General features: G+C 71.6%; 12 protein-coding genes. 4 read left to right on the forward strand and 8 right to left on the reverse strand.

Going from position 1 to position 16911, the window contains the following annotated elements:
- Window positions 1-15: 15 nt before the first annotated feature.
- The 3 genes from WMF29_RS35530 to WMF29_RS35540 are packed head-to-tail and all read right to left on the reverse strand — an operon-like array spanning window position 16 to window position 3370.
- On the reverse strand, window positions 16-1182 hold the full coding sequence (locus WMF29_RS35530) for a DegT/DnrJ/EryC1/StrS family aminotransferase (protein ID WP_437324544.1): 1167 nt from the start codon (window positions 1180-1182) through the stop codon (window positions 16-18).
- Entirely contained in the window at window positions 1179-1958 is a 780-nt protein-coding gene (locus WMF29_RS35535) for a WecB/TagA/CpsF family glycosyltransferase (RefSeq protein ID WP_437324545.1), read from the reverse strand. Before WMF29_RS35535 ends, WMF29_RS35530 begins: the two co-directional genes overlap by 4 nt.
- Window positions 1955-3370, reverse strand: coding sequence for a radical SAM protein (locus tag WMF29_RS35540; RefSeq protein WP_437324546.1), 1416 nt, complete (start codon window positions 3368-3370; stop codon window positions 1955-1957). Before WMF29_RS35540 ends, WMF29_RS35535 begins: the two co-directional genes overlap by 4 nt.
- A 154-nt stretch (window positions 3371-3524) precedes the next feature.
- Here WMF29_RS35540 and WMF29_RS35545 point away from each other — a divergent pair, with 154 nt between their 5' ends.
- Complete coding sequence (locus WMF29_RS35545) at window positions 3525-4790, forward strand: oligosaccharide flippase family protein (protein ID WP_437324547.1); 1266 nt, start codon at window positions 3525-3527, stop codon at window positions 4788-4790.
- Window positions 4791-4842: 52 nt separating this feature from the next.
- Here the strand turns inward: WMF29_RS35545 and WMF29_RS35550 are convergent, their stop codons facing one another.
- The 3 genes from WMF29_RS35550 to WMF29_RS35560 all read right to left on the reverse strand — a co-directional run bounded on the left by WMF29_RS35550 (window position 4843) and on the right by WMF29_RS35560 (window position 7673).
- Window positions 4843-5730 carry a sugar transferase gene (locus WMF29_RS35550; RefSeq protein ID WP_437324548.1) on the reverse strand — a complete coding sequence of 296 codons (888 nt, stop codon included), beginning with the start codon at window positions 5728-5730 and terminating at the stop codon, window positions 4843-4845.
- Between the two features lie 61 nt (window positions 5731-5791).
- Entirely contained in the window at window positions 5792-6592 is an 801-nt protein-coding gene (locus WMF29_RS35555) for an SDR family NAD(P)-dependent oxidoreductase (protein ID WP_437324549.1), read from the reverse strand.
- The gene (locus tag WMF29_RS35560; protein ID WP_437324550.1) at window positions 6585-7673 is read right to left on the reverse strand and encodes a radical SAM protein; all 1089 of its coding nucleotides are present in this window, start codon (window positions 7671-7673) and stop codon (window positions 6585-6587) included. Before WMF29_RS35560 ends, WMF29_RS35555 begins: the two co-directional genes overlap by 8 nt.
- A gap of 104 nt (window positions 7674-7777) precedes the next feature.
- Here WMF29_RS35560 and WMF29_RS35565 point away from each other — a divergent pair, with 104 nt between their 5' ends.
- Complete coding sequence (locus WMF29_RS35565) at window positions 7778-8716, forward strand: UDP-glucuronic acid decarboxylase family protein (RefSeq protein ID WP_437324551.1); 939 nt, start codon at window positions 7778-7780, stop codon at window positions 8714-8716.
- 222 nt (window positions 8717-8938) lie between these two features.
- Here WMF29_RS35565 and WMF29_RS35570 read toward each other — a convergent pair whose 3' ends face one another.
- Entirely contained in the window at window positions 8939-9886 is a 948-nt protein-coding gene (locus WMF29_RS35570) for a glycosyltransferase family 2 protein (protein WP_437324552.1), read from the reverse strand.
- A 313-nt stretch (window positions 9887-10199) separates the two neighbouring features.
- On the opposite strand from WMF29_RS35570, the gene WMF29_RS35575 reads away from it, so the two are divergent.
- Together WMF29_RS35575 and WMF29_RS35580 are read left to right on the forward strand one after the other, a co-directional pair.
- Window positions 10200-11837: a hypothetical protein gene (locus tag WMF29_RS35575; protein ID WP_437324553.1), complete on the forward strand. Its 1638-nt coding sequence runs from the start codon at window positions 10200-10202 to the stop codon at window positions 11835-11837.
- Window positions 11838-11979: 142 nt separating this feature from the next.
- Window positions 11980-13392 carry a winged helix DNA-binding domain-containing protein gene (locus WMF29_RS35580; RefSeq protein ID WP_437324554.1) on the forward strand — a complete coding sequence of 471 codons (1413 nt, stop codon included), beginning with the start codon at window positions 11980-11982 and terminating at the stop codon, window positions 13390-13392.
- 65 nt (window positions 13393-13457) lie between these two features.
- Here WMF29_RS35580 and WMF29_RS35585 read toward each other — a convergent pair whose 3' ends face one another.
- Window positions 13458-16844, reverse strand: coding sequence for a kelch repeat-containing protein (locus tag WMF29_RS35585; protein ID WP_437324555.1), 3387 nt, complete (start codon window positions 16842-16844; stop codon window positions 13458-13460).
- Window positions 16845-16911: the final 67 nt, after the last annotated feature.

Below are 16911 nucleotides of genomic sequence, written 5' to 3' on the forward strand. Positions count from 1 at the left end.
TCCCTGGAGCCGCCCCTACGTCGCGCCCAGGAGGGCGGGCATCGAGGAGCGCGCGAGCAGCCGCCGCGCCTCCAGCTCCTCCGCGACGCCGTGGATGGCGGCCTCGACGCGCTCGAGCGTCTCCTCGCTCATCCGGCCGTGCAGGGGCAGGCAGACCTGGCCCGCGCAGAGCCGGTCCGTGTTCGGGAGGACGACGCCCGCGGGGAAGCAGTCCAGCGCGTGCAGGGGCGGGTAGAAGTACCGGCGCGCCTCGACGCCGCGCCGCGCGAAGGCCGCGATGGCGTCGTCGATCGGGGCGTCGATCAACCCGACCCCGAGGTTCTGCCCGTTGGGGGTCACGCCCGGCGGGATGCGCTGGGCGCGGTACACCTGCGGGTGCCGGGACAGGGCCGCGCGCAGCCGGTCGAGGTACGTCCGCCTGCGGGCCAGCGCCTCCGGGAGCCGGCGGAGGGACGCGAGCGCCAGGGCGGCGCGCAGCTCGTCCAGCTTGGCGTTCATCCCCGGGACCGACGCCGAGAGCGGCTGCGTGAGCCCGTGGTTGCGCAGCCGGCGCATCGCCGCGCTGACCTCCCGGTCCGGGGAGACGACCACGCCGCCCTCCGCGGCCACGAGGACCTTGGTGGCGTGCAGCGAGTAGGTCGTCGCGGTGAGGAGCGCCTCGGCCTCCCGGCTCGCCGTCTCGGTGCCCATGCCGTGCGCGTTGTCGTAGATCACGGCCGCGCCGGCGCCGCGGGCCTCGCGCGCGATGGCGGCAAGATCGGGCGGGACGCCGAACACGTTGACCGGGAGGACCAGCGTCGCGCCCTGCTCCGCGAGCAGGCGGCGCAGGTGCCCCGGATCCAGCGTCCAGGTCTCCGGGTCGACGTCGCAGAAGACCGGCTCGAAGCCCGCGTGCACCGCGGCGTTGAGCGTCGCGATGAAGGTGAAGGCCGGCAGGATCGCCTTGCCCCGCCGCACCGCCGCGGCCTCGATGGCGAGGCTGATCGCGACGGCGCCGTTCGATACGGCCACGGCCTCCTCGACGCCGAGGAACGCCGCGATCGCCCGCTCGAAGCCCTCCGCGAGCGGGCCGCCGTTGCTCAGCCGCCCCGAGCGCAGGACGTCGGCGATCTGCGCCGCGATCGCGTCCGGCTCGTCCACCTGCGGCAAGACCATGGGGATGAAGGGTCGCTGGTCGCTCATGCTTGTCTCTCCGGACGAAGGCGCTGGTGTACGACGCGGCCGATGAACTCCGGGATGCCGAGCAGGTACCGCCGCCAGAGCCGCCGCGGCTCTACCGCCAGGCGGTAGAGCCACTGGACGTGGTTCCGGCGCACCCACTCGGGCGGGTACGCGACGGCGCCCGCCACCTGATCCAGAAGCCCTCCCATACACCAGGTGGCGCGCACCTGGAGCGCCCCGAGGTGCTGGCTCACCCAGAGCTCCTGCTTGGGCGGGCCGAGGCCGACGATGAGCAAGGCGGCGCCCGAGCCGTTGATCTCCCGGACCACCGCCGCCTCTTCCTCGGGGGCGAAGTACCCGTGGTGAACGCCGGCGATCCGGAGCCCCGGGCGCTCCGCGGCCAGGCGGCGCGCGACCTCGTCGGCGATCCCGGGCGCGCCGCCGAGCAGGAAGACCGAGGCCCCGCGCTCGGCGCAGAGGTCCGCGATCCGGCCCAGCTCGACCGGGCCCACGTTGATCCGCTCCGGGCACGGCCCGCCCAGCAGCCGCGCCGCCCAGACCACCCCGATGCCGTCGGCGTACACGACGTCGGCCTGGGAGACCGAGGCGCGGTACGGCGACTCGCGCGCCGCCAGCGTGGCGCAGTACGCGTTGACGTAGGTGTAGTAGTCGGGCCTGGCGCGCTCGGCCTGCAACGCCTCGTCCAGGCGGCGCAGCAGCTGCTCGAAGGAGAGCCGCGTGACGGGGACGCCGAGGACGTCGACCCGGGGCGCGCTCGAGGGCGCAGCGACGGTCATGCCTCGCCCCTGGCCGGCGCCACCTTGTCCTGCGCGCTGATGAACGCGCGAGGATCGGTGACCGGCTCGCGATCGAGGACGGGCCGCGCCTCGTCGGTGCCGAACATCGCGACGTAGTCGCCGTGGAACCCGTCGCAGATGTCGCGCAGCGCGCACCGCTGGCACCCCGCGCCCTTCTGGTAGCCGTTGTGCTCGACGCGGTTCAGCGCGTCGTGGCGGTAGGCCTCATCGCGATCCCCGCGGCGGCGGAGGAGCCGATAGGACAGCCCTTCCAGCTTCCTCATCAGAGGGCCGAGCCGCGGGTCCGTGTCGGCGCGGAGCATCCGGCCCCGGAGGTCGATCGCGTCCGCCAGGCGGAGGAGCGGCTGCCGGAGCCGGCCGAGGCGCGGCCGCGCGCCGAGCGGAACGGGCGGCGACACGGCGCCGGCCCGCATCCGCTGCGGGCCCTTGTTGGTCCAGGTCCAGCTCGCGAAATCCCACTCGTGCGGGTCGTACGAGAGCTGCTGGTAGTTGTACACCGACGACCAGTGGCGCTCGGGGACGATGCAGTGGGGCAGGTACCGGACGTTCGCCTCCACGCCGGCCTGCGCGAGCACGTCCAGGGCCTCGTCGAGCGGGCCCCGCAGGTCGCCATAACGAGGCACGTTCTCCGCGGTGCGTGCGCCCTCCTTGCGCTGGTCCGCGAAGGGGTTGAAGGCGAGGAAGTTGACGGCGCGCGCCCCCAGCTCCACCGACAGCTTCGCGATCGCCGGCAGCTGCGGCACCGCGAGCTTGGACATCACGCAGTTCACGCGGAACGGCACGTCGAGCGCGATGAGGTGGTTCAGCGCGCGCATCTGGCGCACGTGCGCGCCGCTCACGCCCACGGCCGCGTCGTGCGCCTTCCCGAGCCCCTGGACGCTGACAAGGAAGTCGGCGACGCCGGAGTCCTTGAACTGCTGCGCCTTGTCGCGCTTGTCGAGCACCAGCGCGTTCGTGATGAGCGTCGGCGCGAGGCCGATCCCGGCGCAGTACCGGATCAGCGCGTGGATGTCGCGCCAGATGGTCGGCTCGCCGCCCTGGATGTCGATCGCGTCGTTCCCGTAGAACTCGACGAGGGTCCGGCAGATCTCCTGCGCCTTCTCCAGCGACATGAACGGGTGCTCGGGGTGCTCCTTGTCCTCGATCCGATCGAGGAAGTAGCAGAAGTGGCAACGCAGGTTGCACGTCTGCCCGAGCCACAGCACGCCGCGGCGCGTGAGCGCTCGCGTCTGGCCGTGGGGCCGCGGCGCGGCGGCCGGGCGCGCGGCCGGCACCGCCAGGGCGAGGGCTCGCTCGAGCAGGATCTCCGGCGGCTCGATGTCCGCCGAGGCCAGCGACTCCTTCCGCCTGAGCTGCACCAACGAAACGTTGCCATCCGTGCTTGTCTTCACGTGGTCCTCTCCTGGATTCGATCCTTCACGCACGGCGCGCGGCGCCCTGCCGCTTCACGTGACTGCTGTCGGGAAGTTGAACCGCACCGCGATCGGGGCGATAGGGGAGCGGCATGCGCGCGCGGCGACCTCCGGTGAGGGATCTCCTCGATCCATGACGTCGTCGGCGCTCCGCGAGGACGCCCCGCCGCCGGCGAGGCGAAGCGTCTCGGGCAGCATGGCGCTGAAGACCGCGAGCGATCTCGTCTCGCGCGGCGTCCGCATGCTCCTCGCCGTGGTCGCCGCGCGGCACCTGGGGCCGGCGGGCTTCGGCGACTACAGCTACGCCTTCGCCGTGGGCTTCCTGCTCGGCGAGCTCTCGGACCTCGGCCTTCACCTGTTCATCGCGCGGGAGGTGGCCCGCGATCCCGGCGCTCCCATCGGCCCGCTCGTGCGCCTCAAGCTCGCCGTGACGCTGGCCGCCGGCGCCGTCGGCCTCGTGGTCGGCCTCCTCGCGGGCGCGGCCTCGCCGCGCCGGACGCTCGTGTGGCTGCTGACGGCCGCGTGGCTGATGGCCTCGTTCGTCGAGATGCTCAACCAGGTGTTCCGCGGGCACCAGCGGATGGAGCGCGAGGTGATGGTGGCGGTCACCATGGCGGTCACGTCCTTCGGGCTGGGGACGGGGGCGCTGCTCTCCGGGCTCGGCGCGCTCGGCCTGGCGTGGAGCCTCGTCGCGGGCCACCTGGTCGCCCTCACGCTGGCCCTGGCCCTCGCCGCCCAGCTGCTCGAGCGCCGGCAGTGGTCCAGCGAGGGCGCGGCGCTGCCGCAGGGCTTCCTCCGCGAGGCCGGGCCGCTCGCTGTGGTGATGCTCGCCAGCCCCCTCTACTTCCAGCTCGATCTCCTGATGCTGGGCTGGATGAGCACCCCCCACGCGGTCGGCGACATGAGCGCGGTCCAGCGCATGATCGGCGGCGCCATGATGCTGCCGGGCGTCGTGCGCGCGGCGGTCTTCCCCGCCTTCGTCGCCAGCCGCTCCGCGAGCGCCCGCAGGCGCCTCGCCACGCTCACCTTCGTCGGGCTCATGGCCGCGGGCGCGCTCATGAGCGCCGTCGTGTGGTGGATGGGCGGCCCGCTCGTCCGGATCGTGTTCGGCCCCGACTACGCGAGCGCCGTGCTGCCGCTGCAGCTCCTGACCACGGCGCTCGTGTGGATGGTGCCGGAGCTCGCCATCGGCCCGATGCTGTTCGCCGCGGGCCAGCAGCGCCCGTACGCGGCCCTCTGGACGGCCACCGTGCTCCTCATCGCCGCCGGGGACCTGTGGGCGGTGCCCGCGCACGGCGCCGCCGGCGCGGCCGCGGTGAAGCTCGTGGTCACGCTCGGCCTCGTGGCCGGCGAGGTGATCGTCCTCTTTCGCGTCAGGGACCACCTCGGGGCCTCCTGAGCGGCCGAGGAGCGGGCCTCTCGCGGCGTCGTCGATCGCCCGGCGCACCACGTCAGTAGCTCCCCACGCCGAAGAGCATGCGCAGCGGCGTGATCGCCATGATCTTCAGGTCGCCCCAGAAGCTGGCGTTGGCCAGGTAGTAGATGTCGAGGATGACGCTCTGGTCGAAGGTCACCTGGTTGCGCGCCACGACCTGCCACAGGCCCGTGATCCCGGGACGGCCGTCGGTGCGGAGGCGGTGCCACGCCTTGAGCGCGTCGTACTCCGCCATCGGATAGGGCCTCGGTCCCACCAGGGCCATGTCGCCTTTGAGGACGTGGAGGAGCTGGGGGATCTCGTCGAGGCACAGCCAGCGCAGGACGCCGCCCAGCCGCGTGATGCGCGGATCCCTGGGGTGCTTGGGGATGACGACCCCATCGTCGCGCACGAAGCCGGGGATCTCGCCGCGGATGACCGAGAGCCGCGCGGCGTCGCTCCTGTCCTCGCCGTCCCGGCGCCGCGTCCGCATCGTCCGGTACTTGAAGAACAGGAACGGCTTCCCGCGCAGCCCCGCGCGCGGCGCGACGTGGAACGCCCCGCCCGGGGACTCGAGGCGGATCAGCAGCGCGATCGTCAGCCACAGCGGCGCGCCCCCGAGCAGCACCGACAGGGCCACGAGCACCTCGACGGCCCGGGTGGCCGCTGCGTCGAGGCCGCCCCGCTCGCCCGAGCCGAACCGGACCACCGGGAGCCCCTCCGCCGTCCGCTCGGACAGGCCGAGGCGCTCCGCGAGCCACTCGAGGTCCCGCGAGGCGATCGCGACGGCCTGCGCCCGCTCGCGCGCCCGCTGCAGCACGTCCCCCACCGCGTCGAGGCCCTCGACGACGACGGGGGCGCCCGGATCCGCCGGAGGAGGCGGCGCGGTTGCACGTTGAGCGAAGGACGTCGTTGCAACGGTCAAGAAAACCTCCTGGTGGTCTCCGGTCCGGCGTCGCGGCGGTCCCCCGCCCTGCCGTCTCGCCTCAGCCCTCTCTCAGCTGCTCCCCGAACGCCCGGCGCGTCCGCCACCGCGCCCACGCCGGAAAGAGCTCTCCCACCACGCTGCGCAGGCGGAGCCGCAGCGGAGCGCCGCCCTGCGCCCGCGGCTCGCGCCAGAGCGCGGCCACGGTCTCGGCGACCCGGTCCACCGGGACGCCGCCGTCGTGCGGCCGGGACACCGAGCCCCGGCGCCGCCGCTCGTCCTCGTGCAGGCCCGTGTCCACCCAGCCGGGGTGCACCTGGGAGACCCGGATCCCCCGGGGCGCGAGCTCGAGCTCGAGCGCATCGCTGAGGCCGCGGACGGCGAACTTCGTGGCGCAGTAGACGCTCTTCATGGGCACGGCGCGGAACGAGACCTCGGAGCCGACGTTGATGATGTGGCCGCCGCCGCCCCCCATCGCCCGCGCCGCGTGCCGGCAGCCGAGGATGACGCCGAGGAGGTTGGTGCGGACGATCGCCTCCACGTCCTCGAGCGCCATCTCGTCGAGGCGCCCGTAGCCCTCCCGGGCGGCGTTGTTGACGACGACGTCGACCCCGCCGAGGAACGCGCGCGCCGCGCCGAAGAAGGCGCGCTGGGAGGCGTCGTCGCCGACGTCCACCACGCCCGTGCCGAGCCGGCGGCCCGCGCCCTCGGGCGCTGCGCTCTGCTGCAATGCGAGGAGCGCGCGCTCGTCCCGCGCGCCGGCGAACACCCGGTGCCCCTCCGCGAGCGCGCGCGCGACGATGGCCCGCCCGATCCCGCGCGAGCCGCCGAGCACGACGATGGCGAGCGTCCGCTCAGGCACGCGCGACCCGCGCCAGCAGATCGCGCCCCAGGCTGCGCGCGAGGAGCTGCTCGCTGCTCACGAGGTGCTGCTGGTTGAGCCACGGCGCCGCGCAGGCGAAGCAGCCGTGATCGCGCAGGTGCTCCCACGCGGCCCGGACGCCGACCTCGAGCACGCTCCTGGCGGGGAAGTCCGCGAGCCGCTGGTTGCACGGATACATGCGGCCGTCGCCGTCGATGAAGGCGTAGTACCGGCCCGCGCTGCACGGGAGGTACGGGAACCGCTCTCGCCGCTCCTCCCGGGTCACGCGATCCGCGTCGTGGTGTTGCCACCAGCGCGCCATGTTCTCCCAGACGCGCTCGCGGAAGACCATCGGCGCCCCCCGGCGCTTGTGATCGAGCAGCGCGTCCGCGAGGGCCTGCCGCTCGCCCGCGTCGAGGGAGTTGTCGCCGTGCACGCGCAGCTGCCGATCGGACTGCGGCGCGTAGCTCATGACGACCTCGAGCCGCGCGCCGAAGCGGCCCGCCAGATCGAGGAGCCAGGGCACCTGGTCCTTGTTCCGGCGGTTCAGCACCGCCTTCACGATGCGCGGAATGCCGCGCGCCTGGCACGCCTCGAGCGCCGTCATGGCCACGGCGAAGGTCCCCTGACCGCGGTTCAGATCGTTAATCGGCTCCGGACCGTCGACGCTCACGACGATCGAGCTCAGGCCCGCGAGCTCGTCCACGCGCTCCTTGACGCGGAATCCGCTGGTGACCATTCCGACCGAGATCCCTCGGCTCGCCGCCCGCTCGATGATGCGGCCGATGGATTTGTGCAGCATCGGCTCGCCGCCCGTGAGCGTCAGGACCGCCGTCCCCAGCGCCGCCGCCTCGTCCACGATCGCGCACAGCTGCTCGACCTTGAGCTGCCCGATGTCGTCCTGCCGGTGGTGGTAGTCGCCGTAGCAGTACTCGCAACTCAGGTGACATCGATTGGTAACACACACATCCACCCAGATCGGACGCGCTTCGCGGGCGAGCTTTGCGCGGACGAGCGAACCCAGGTAGCGAGGCGAGCGGTGCACGCCCGGCATGATAAGGAACTCGCCTCCAGATGTCATCTGGTCTTTGTAATTACCATTTCCTATGGTAAAGGTTCTTCGACCAATCACGGTGCCACGGCCCCGAGCTTTACCGAACAGCGCGTCAAGGAGGTATTTTTCCGATGAGTGCGAGCAAGCGAATCCTGGTCACGGGTGGGGCTGGTTTCCTCGGGTCGCACCTCTGCGCACGGCTGCTGGCCGACGGGCACCACGTGATCTGCGTCGACAGCATGGTGACGGGGCGTGACGAGAACCTCGCGCCGCTGCTGAAGAACCCGCGGTTCGAGCTGCACCGCTGTGACGTCAGCCAGCCGTTCCGCTTCGAGGTCGACCAGATCTACAACATGGCCTGCGCGGCGTCGCCCGTGAAGTACCGGGCCGATCCGGTGCACACGCTCAACACGAACGTGTTCGGCGCGATCAACGTCCTCCGCCTGGCGCAGGACCTGGGGGCCCGGGTCCTGCAGGCCTCCACCTCCGAGGTCTATGGCGACGCGCTCGTCCACCCGCAGCACGAGGACTACTGGGGGAACGTCAACCCCATCGGGCCGCGGGCTTGCTACGACGAGAGCAAGCGGGTCGCGGAGACGTACTTCTGGGAGTACCGCCTGACCCGAAACGTCGATACCGTCATCGTGCGCATTTTCAATACCTATGGCCCGAACATGGACCGGAACGACGGCCGGGTCATCGCCAACTTCGTCGTGAAGGCGCTCCGCGGCGAGGCGCTGGAGCTGTACGGCGGAGGCCACCGCACGCGCTCGTTCTGCTTCGTCAGCGACCTGATCGAGGGGCTGGTCCGCGTGATGAACGCCAAGGACCTGACCGGGCCGGTCAACCTCGGGAATCCGGCCGAGACGAGGATGCAGGACCTCGCCGAGCTCATCATCCGCAAGACCGGCGGGCGCGCGAAGCTGACGATGAGCGATGGCCTCGTCGACGATCCCCAGCGGCGCAGGCCCGACATCTCCCGGGCGACGGAGCTGCTCGGCTGGCGTCCTGTGGTGGATCTCGACTCGGGCCTCGATCGCACGATCGACTGGTTCCGCCCGCGCGTCTGACGTCCGGTGTTGAGCGCGGGGAGCAGGCTCGCGGGATACAAGCTCAGCCGCACGAACGCCGATCACGTCGATCGAACGTGAAATGAGGCGCCAAGGACGCCAAGAGCAGAAAATATTCTGGCGTCTTGGCGTCCTTGGCGCGCTTGGCGGTTTGAAATTCTGCTCTTTTCTGGTGGGTTGAACCCGCCTGCCGCGCTGGAGGCGCCCAGCCGGGGCAGGCGCTCAGCCGCCCTTCGACGGGAGGCGGCCGGAGGTGGCCATGACGCGCCCGCCGCGGCCGGCGCTGACGTCCGCCAGGATGCGATCGCGCTGCGCCCGGATCCGCTGTCCGAGCACGCGGTGGATCGCGGCCCTGAGGGCCATTCCCCCGAGCCCGCGCGTGACCGCGCCGGGCCCCGGCGCCGATCTCAGCCGGTCCAGGAGGATCTTCGCCGCCGTCTGCGCCGAGAGCAGGCGGGCGCCGTCGCGGCGGTAGAGCTCCGGGTAGCTCGAGCGGAGCTGCTCTCTCGCGGCGGCGTTGCGCGCCAGCGCGCGGACCACGTCGGCCATGCTGTCCACCTCGAAGTGGATGGGCGCCTCGGGGACCACGACCAGCGCGTCGCCGGCGACGAGCGCCGTGAGCCACGAGTCCTCGGTCACGAGGTCGACGGGCAGCCGAGGGAGCGTCCCGGCGGGCAGGAGCCCGCGATCGGCCATCACCGCGCCCAGCCGATCGCGATCGATGGCATAGAGGCGACCGGAGATGTAGTCCTGACCGAGGCTGGTCGTCAGCAGGCGGAGGACGGTGCCGAGCGGCGGGGGCGGCGCCCCGCGCGGCTGCTCGAAGGCCGCGGCGACGGCGGCGTGGGGAGAGCACTCCAGGGCGCGCAGCAGGGCCGAGATGGAGCCCTCGGCCGGGCGCACGTCCGCGTCCGTGAACACGAGGCGACGGTTGCGCGCCCGGGCCACGAGGGCGTTCCATGCGTTGTTCTTTCCGAGCTCGCTCTCGATGACGGCGAGCCGCGGCTCCCGCTCCCGGAACGCCTCGACGACACGCTCGGTGCCGTCCGTGCACCCGTTGAGACAGACGAGGATCTCGTCCACCTCGGGGCCGAGCCGCGACAGCTCGGTGAGGGTCGCCTCGATGGTGCGGACTTCGTTGTACGCAGGCAGGCAGATGCTGGCAGCCATCGACTCCGACGCATACCACCACGCCGGCTCGGGTGTCACGCGGCGCGCGCCGCGCGGGATGCCCACCCGGAACCAGACGATGCCAACGATGCGAGCGATGCGGACGATGCCGGCCGCGCCGGCGATGCCGACGCGTCCGCACCCATTGCACGAATTTTAGGCTTGGGTAAGTCTCTTGAATATGTTAGCGTAAGAACAACCCCGCGTGACCACAAAGTCCGCCGGAGGTTCGCGCCGTCGCGCTGGTTTCGCGCCTGACGTCATCGTGATCCTTGGGTGTGCCGGTCCAGGTGCGGCGCTGAGAGGAGAGCTTATGCACAGGCTTTTTGCGTTCGTGCTGGGTAGCACGGTGCTTCTGGGAGCCTCGTCGCCGGCGCATGCGAAGCGGCCGATCCTCGCCGAGGGGTCGCCGCTGCACGGCACCAATGGGATGTATGTGGGGCCGGATGGTCGGCTGTACGTCGCGAGCTTCCTTGGCAATGAGATCGCCATCGTGAACCGCAAGAGCGGAGCCATCGTGGATCGGCTCGACGCGTCGGACGGGATCGATGGCCCGGACGATCTCACGTTCGGCCCGGATGGCTCGCTCTACTGGACCTCGCTCATCCCTGGCAATGTCGTGAGGCACGCGCCGTCGGGCGAGATCACCGAGCAGTTCGTCGCGCCGGGGGTCAATCCCATCACGTTCTCCGATACAGGGCGCCTCTTCGTGGCGCTCGACTTCTTGGGTGACGGGCTCTACGAGGTCGATCCGGAGCTGTCGGCTCCGCCGCGCCACATCGCGGGCAACCTCGGCTTCCTGAACGGCATGGACTGGGGGCCCGACGGCAGGTTGTACGGGCCGATCTGGACGCAAGGCAGGGTGATCAGCATCGATGTGGACTCCTGCACCGGCGCGGTCGACCCGGACGTGGAGTGCGACCTCCAGACGGTCGCGGACGGCTTCTTCATCCCCGCGGCGGCCAAGTTCGACGGGCTCGGCCGGCTCCACGTGGTCGATCAGAACGGCGAGGTGGTGCGGATCGACATCGAGACGGGCGAGAAGGACATCATCGCGGAGCTCACGCCGGGGCTCGACAATCTCGCCTTCGACCCGCAGGGCAATCTCTACGTGTCGAGCGCCAGCGACGGCTTCATCGTCCGAATCAAGCCGAACGGCCAGACGCACACGATCATACCGGGCGGCATGATCATGCCCGGCGGCGTGGCCGTGACGACCGAAGGATGCGGCGAATCGGTCTATGTGGCCGATCTGTCGTCGCTGCGGAAGTTCGACGGGGACACGGGCGCTCCGCTGAGCGTCGAGCGGTCGTTCCTCGGTCAATCGGATTTTTATGGGCCTGCCACGGTGTCGGCGGACGGCTCGAACTTGATCTTGACCGCGTGGTTCAGCAGCGTGGTCCAGATCTACGATCCGGCGACGGCGACGGTCCTCGAGACGTACAGCAACTTCGTCTCGCCGCTCAACGCGGTCCGGTTCCAGGGAGATCTCGTGGTGGCCGAGCTCGGCGCGGGGCCGGGCGCGGCGCGCATCGCCCGCCAGACGGCAGGCGGCCCCGTGACGCTCGCGCCGATGACCGTGCCCTCGGGCCTCGCGGTGTCGGGAGGCGACCTCTGGGCCGCAGACTGGGCCACGGGCCAGGTCCTCCAGGTGGCGGCGGGGGGCGTGACGCTCTCTCCGCCGCTCGTGGTGGCCGACGGCCTGGATCAGCCGGAGGGGATGGCCGTCGATCTGGACGGCACCCTGCTCGTCGTGGAGGTCGGCAAGCGCCGCCTGCTGCGCGTGGACCCGGTGACGGGGCACACCTGGGTCGTGAAAAAGCACCTCGAGGTGGGGCTCGAGGCGGTCACGGGGACGGTGCCGACCTACGCGTTGAGCAGCGTCGCCGTGGGCCCGTCAGGGACGATCTATGTCTCTGGCGACAAGGACAACGTGCTCTATCGATTCTGACCCAATCGAGACGAGGAGGCGCTGTTCTCGTTCGTCCTCGCCCCCTGAATCCAGACGTGAGGCTCGCGACCTGCTGCTCTGGCCAGGAGCCGCAGGCGACCCATGGAGGATGAGCCCCGTTTCGCGTAAGCTCGCGGGCCGCATGCCCGCCCCGACGCTGACACGAAGAGACCTCAACCGGGCCACGCTCGCGCGGCAGATGCTGCTCGCGCGGGAGCAGACAACGGTCGTCCACGGGATCGAGCGGCTGATCGCCCTCCAGGCCCAGCTGGCGCGGCCGCCTTTCATCGGGCTCTGGTCGCGGCTGGCGGCGTTCCGGCGCGAGCAGCTCGTCCAGCTCGCCGTGCGCCGCGAGGTCGTCCGGGCGCCGTTCCTGCGCGGCACGCTGCACCTCGTGAGCGCAAGGGACTACCTGGATCTGCACCCGATCATCGCGCCGGTGCTCCACGCCGGGATGCGGTCGGTCCTCCGCGAGCGCGCAGACGCCCTCGACATCGCTCGGCTGGTCGCCCTGGCGCGCGCGTACTTCGACGCGGAGCCGCGGACCATGGACGAGCTGCGCGATCACCTGGCCGAGCTCCACGCCGACGGCGATGTGCGGGCCATGGCCCTCGCGGTTCGCATGCACCTGCCGGTCGTCCAGGTGCCCGCCGAGACCCCGTGGGGATATCCGGGAACGGCGGACTTCGCCCCGGCGGCGTCCTGGCTCGGCAAACCGCTCCGCGACGGCGGCGCGCCGCAGGCGCTCGTGCTCCGTTATCTCGCGTCGTTCGGCCCGGCGACAGCGACCGACGTGCAAACGTGGTCCGGCCTGACCCGCGTCAAGGAGGTGCTCCACGCCATGCGAGAGCAGCTCTGTGTGTTCCGCGACGAGCGAGGCCGGGAGCTCTTCGACCTGCCCGACGCGCCGCGGCCGCCCGCGGACACCGCCGCGCCGGCCCGGTTTCTCCCCGATTACGACAACCTCCTTCTCGCGCACGACGACCGCACGCGGGTCATCGCGGACGAGCATCGCCCGCGGATCGTCATGTCCGCCAACCTGCGGATCCTGCCGACGTTCCTCGTGGACGGGTTCGTGGCCGGCACATGGACGATCGAGCGGAAGAAGGCCACGGCCGCGCTCGTGCTCGAGCCGTTCGAGGCCCTTGGCAAGGCGGCGCGCGAGCAGCTCGCCGAGGAAGGGGAGGCGCTCCTCCGATTCATGGAGGAGGACGCCGGCGCGTTCGAGGTGCGCTTCGGGAAGAGTGGATCCACGAAGGCGCCTGCGGCGCGGGCGAAGGCGAAGAGCGGCGGAGCCGCCAAGGCACCTGCGGCGGCGGTAAAGGCGAAGAGCGGCGGCGCCGCCAAGGCGCCTGCGGCGGCGGTAAAGGCGAAGAGCGGCGGAGCCGCCAAGGCGCCTGCGGCGGCGGTAAAGGCGAAGAGCGGCGGAGCCGCCAAGGCGCCTGCGGCGCGGGCTGAAGGCGGGGGTGCAGCGAAGGCGCCTGCGGCGCGGACGAAGGCGAAGAGCGGCGGAGCCGCGAAGGCGCCTGCGGCGCGGGCGAAGGCCACGAGATGAGGCCGCCGGCTGCCCCCTCATTTTAGTGGCATTGTGGCGAGAGAATTAGAAAGCAGGGAGACGGACTACCGAGGACGAGCGCGGCTGGAGCGGCCGCCGACCCGCGACCGCGAGAGTCGACGCTGAAGCGCGGCTCCGGCGACAGCGAGATAGAAGGCCATGGTTCCGCCACCTGACGCCGCTGGCCCCATGGTGCAGCCGTGGTCCCTCGGCGATCCCTCTCCGGGGCCGGTCGATGAGCTCGATGCCCCCGTGTTTTCATCGGGTCCGGCCCCCGCAGCGCTGCTCGATACGGTGGCTGTCCCTGGGCCGCCGGAGCCTCCTGCACCGTTCCCGCCGTCTCCGCCGGCTGTGCCCGTCGAGGTTCCGCCCGCCGAGCCAACGGACGAGTTCATTTCGTCGCCGCCGGCGCCGCCCACGCCACCAGCGCCGCCCACGGCGCTGTCGCCGCCGCCAGAGCCGCCAGAACCGCCAGCGCCCCCCGCGTCGCCAGCGCCACCGGCGGTGCCAGCACCGCCAGCGCCACCCGCGTCGCCAGCGCCACCGGCGGTGCCAGCACCGCCCACACCGCCGGCGCCACCCGCGTCGTCAACGCCACCAGCGTCGCCAGCACCGCCCACACCGCCAGCGCCACCCGCGTCGCCAGCACCGCCAATTCCACCAGCGGCGCCAACGCCACCAGTCTCACCAGCGCCGCCCACGCCACCAGCAGCGCCCACGCCGCCGCTTCCGCTGCCAGCGCCGCCCGCACCGCCGTCTCCGCCGCCAGCGCCGCCCGCACCGCCGCCTCCACCGCCCGCGCCGCTGTCTCCACCCGGGCCGCAGCCATTGTCTCCGGCGCTCCGCGGATGGGGATCGTACAGCTCCGCATCCTTCTTCCCGTCCACGATGAGGGCCTGGTCGCCCGGAAGCAACGCGGTCACATGAGCGAGGTGGGACATCACGGTGGATGGAGCGGGTGTCCAGGAGTTCGTCGAAGGACGATAGATCTGCGCGACCGTCCCGCCGATGGCGAGCACCTCGCCCGTCGACAACAGCAGGGCCGAGTTGTTCACGCCCGACCCGATCAACATCGGCCCCGTGGGTGTCCAGACGTTGGTCGCCGGGTCGTAGACCTCCGCCGTCGTGTCGACGACGAGCACGCGGCCGTCCAGGAGCCGCGTCGCCGCAGGGTGGCTCCGAGGCGTCCCCATGGGTGCCGCCAGCGACCAGGTATGGGTCGCTGGATCGTAGATCTCGGCGCTGGCGAGCGCTACCGCGGTCGACGGGCCCGTGCTGTCTTCGAGTCCGTTGCGCCCGCCGACGACCAGCACCCTGCCGTCTTGCAGCAGCGTCGCCGCGTGCTCCGCGCGCCCGACGTTCATCCGCGCCACAGGGACCCAGGTGTCGTCGGCCGGCCGGTACAGCGCGGCCGATCGGATCCTGTCGATGGTGTACGGGTCGAGGGGGTCAAAAAACATCTCACCTCCCGCGATGAGCACCTCGCCGCTCCCGAGCAAGGTCGCCGTGTGCTTGGATCGCCACACGCTGTCCGGCGCGGCCAGCGTCCAGACATTCGCCGCCGGATCGTAGATCTCGTTGTTCAACTCCAGCGCTGGAGAGTCGTTCGGGATACCGCCGCTGATGAGCACCCTGCCGTCGGCGAGGCGCGTCAGATCGGGAGAAGACCGCGCGAAGTTCAAGGGAGCCGCCGTGGAGAGCGTCATGCTCGAGGGGTCGTAAAGCTCGTTGACCGCAATCGGGCCGATGCCGCCCGCGATCAGGATCTTTCCGTCCGGGAGCTCCACTGCCTTTGCGAAGCTCCGCGGCGTGTTCACCGGTCCGATCGGCGTCCCCGCGGGCGCGGCCGAGGGATCATAGATCTCGGCCCCCGGATGGCGCAGGCCGCCGACGAAAAGGACCTTGCCATCCGGAAGCAGGGTCGCCGTACCTGCGCGGCGGGCCCCGTCGTTCACGGGGCCTGACGAGAACGTTCGCGTGCTCGGATCGTAGACCTCGACCGGGTAGGCAATGTGGAGGTTCGATCCCATGCCCGAGACGACGACCCGCCCATCGCACAGGCGCGTCGCCGTGTGCCTGTCGCGCGGCACGCTCAGCGGGCCCGCGGGCGTCCATTCATTGGTGTCGGGATCGTAGACCTCGGTCGCGACCCCCCAGCTGGACACCACGAGCACGTCGCCGTCTTCCAGCAAGGTCGCCGTATGCCCGGATCTGGCTTGAAGCATGCTCGGCCCCGGGGTCCACGCGCCGGTGGTGGGGTCGTATATCTCGACGCTGGAGGAGGTGTTGCTCGCCGCGGTCCTGCCTCCCGCGACCAGCACGCGGCCGTCCAGCAAACGCGTCGCCGTGTGGTCGTTGCGCGCGATGGCCATCGCGGGCGTCGGCGACCAGCCGCCCGTCGTGGGATCGTAGATCTCGGCGGTGGCCGCCGCGAGGCCCCCGGCGACGAGCACCCGCCCGTCGTCGAGCACCGTCGCGGTGTGCCCCCCCCGCGCCGAGGTCATGGGTGCGGCGAAGGTCCACGTGTCGGTCGTTGGATCGTAGAGTTCCGCCGTGCCGAGACCCGTGCCGAGCGACCCGCCGCCACCCGTGACGAGCACCCTGCCGTCAGCGAGCAGGGTCGCCTGGTGAGCCCCCCGCGGCTCGTTCATCGGAGCAGCAGGCACCCAGGCGTCGAGCACGGGATCGTAGATGGCCGCGGTGGCGACCGGGAACAGGGTGTAGTCAGTATCCTGCTTGTACCCGCCCGCGATGAGCACCCTGCCGTCCGCGAGCGAGGTCGCCGCATGCGCCTCGCGGAGCGTCGCCTCGGGTGCGGCCGTGACGGTCCACGCCGGGTCGACGAGGAGCGGCATGCCTGTCTCCTCGACCCAGAGCGAGATCACATCGCCTTGCACGTCCAGCCGGGTCGCGATGCGCCCGAGCGGCGAAGCATAGCCCTCGGGAGCCGACACGATGATCCTCGCCTCCCCTGCCGCGTCGAGGACCTCCACGTTCGCGCCGCGGCGCTGGAGGCGCGCCCCTTCGACCTGCCACGAGGCGAGCGGCTCTCCGGCAGGCGCCCCCTCGGGGAACCAGAGCCATTCTTCCACGCCGTGTCGCTGCGCAGTCCAGAGCGCAAAACCACCCGCGCGAGGGTACGCGAGGGCGGCGCCGGCCTTCTGGCCTTCACCGCGCGCCCCGACCTCGCGCACGTCGATGCCGAGCCCGTCCGGCAGGTCGAACCGCACGGCGCCGCTCCCGTCCGAAGGGAACGCGAGCGAGAGGCCACCTCGCGACGGGCTCGGCGCGAGCTCGAAGCCCCTCGCGGCGGGCCGGAGCGCGTCGCCGCCGCGGAGCACGGCCCGGGCGCGCTCCTCGAACTGCGCCTCCAGCGCCTCGACGTCGAGCGCTTCACCCGCCGGCGCCGCACATCCGAGCCCGCACGGCAGACCGAGGAGCAAGAGCAACATCCCCCATCGCGCAAAACGCCATGCAGCAAGACGCCACGCATGGTCATGAATCGCCTTTGTGCCCATA

The organism is Sorangium sp. So ce381 (assembly GCF_051473845.1).
GTDB lineage: Bacteria > Myxococcota_A > Polyangia > Polyangiales > Polyangiaceae > Sorangium > Sorangium atrum.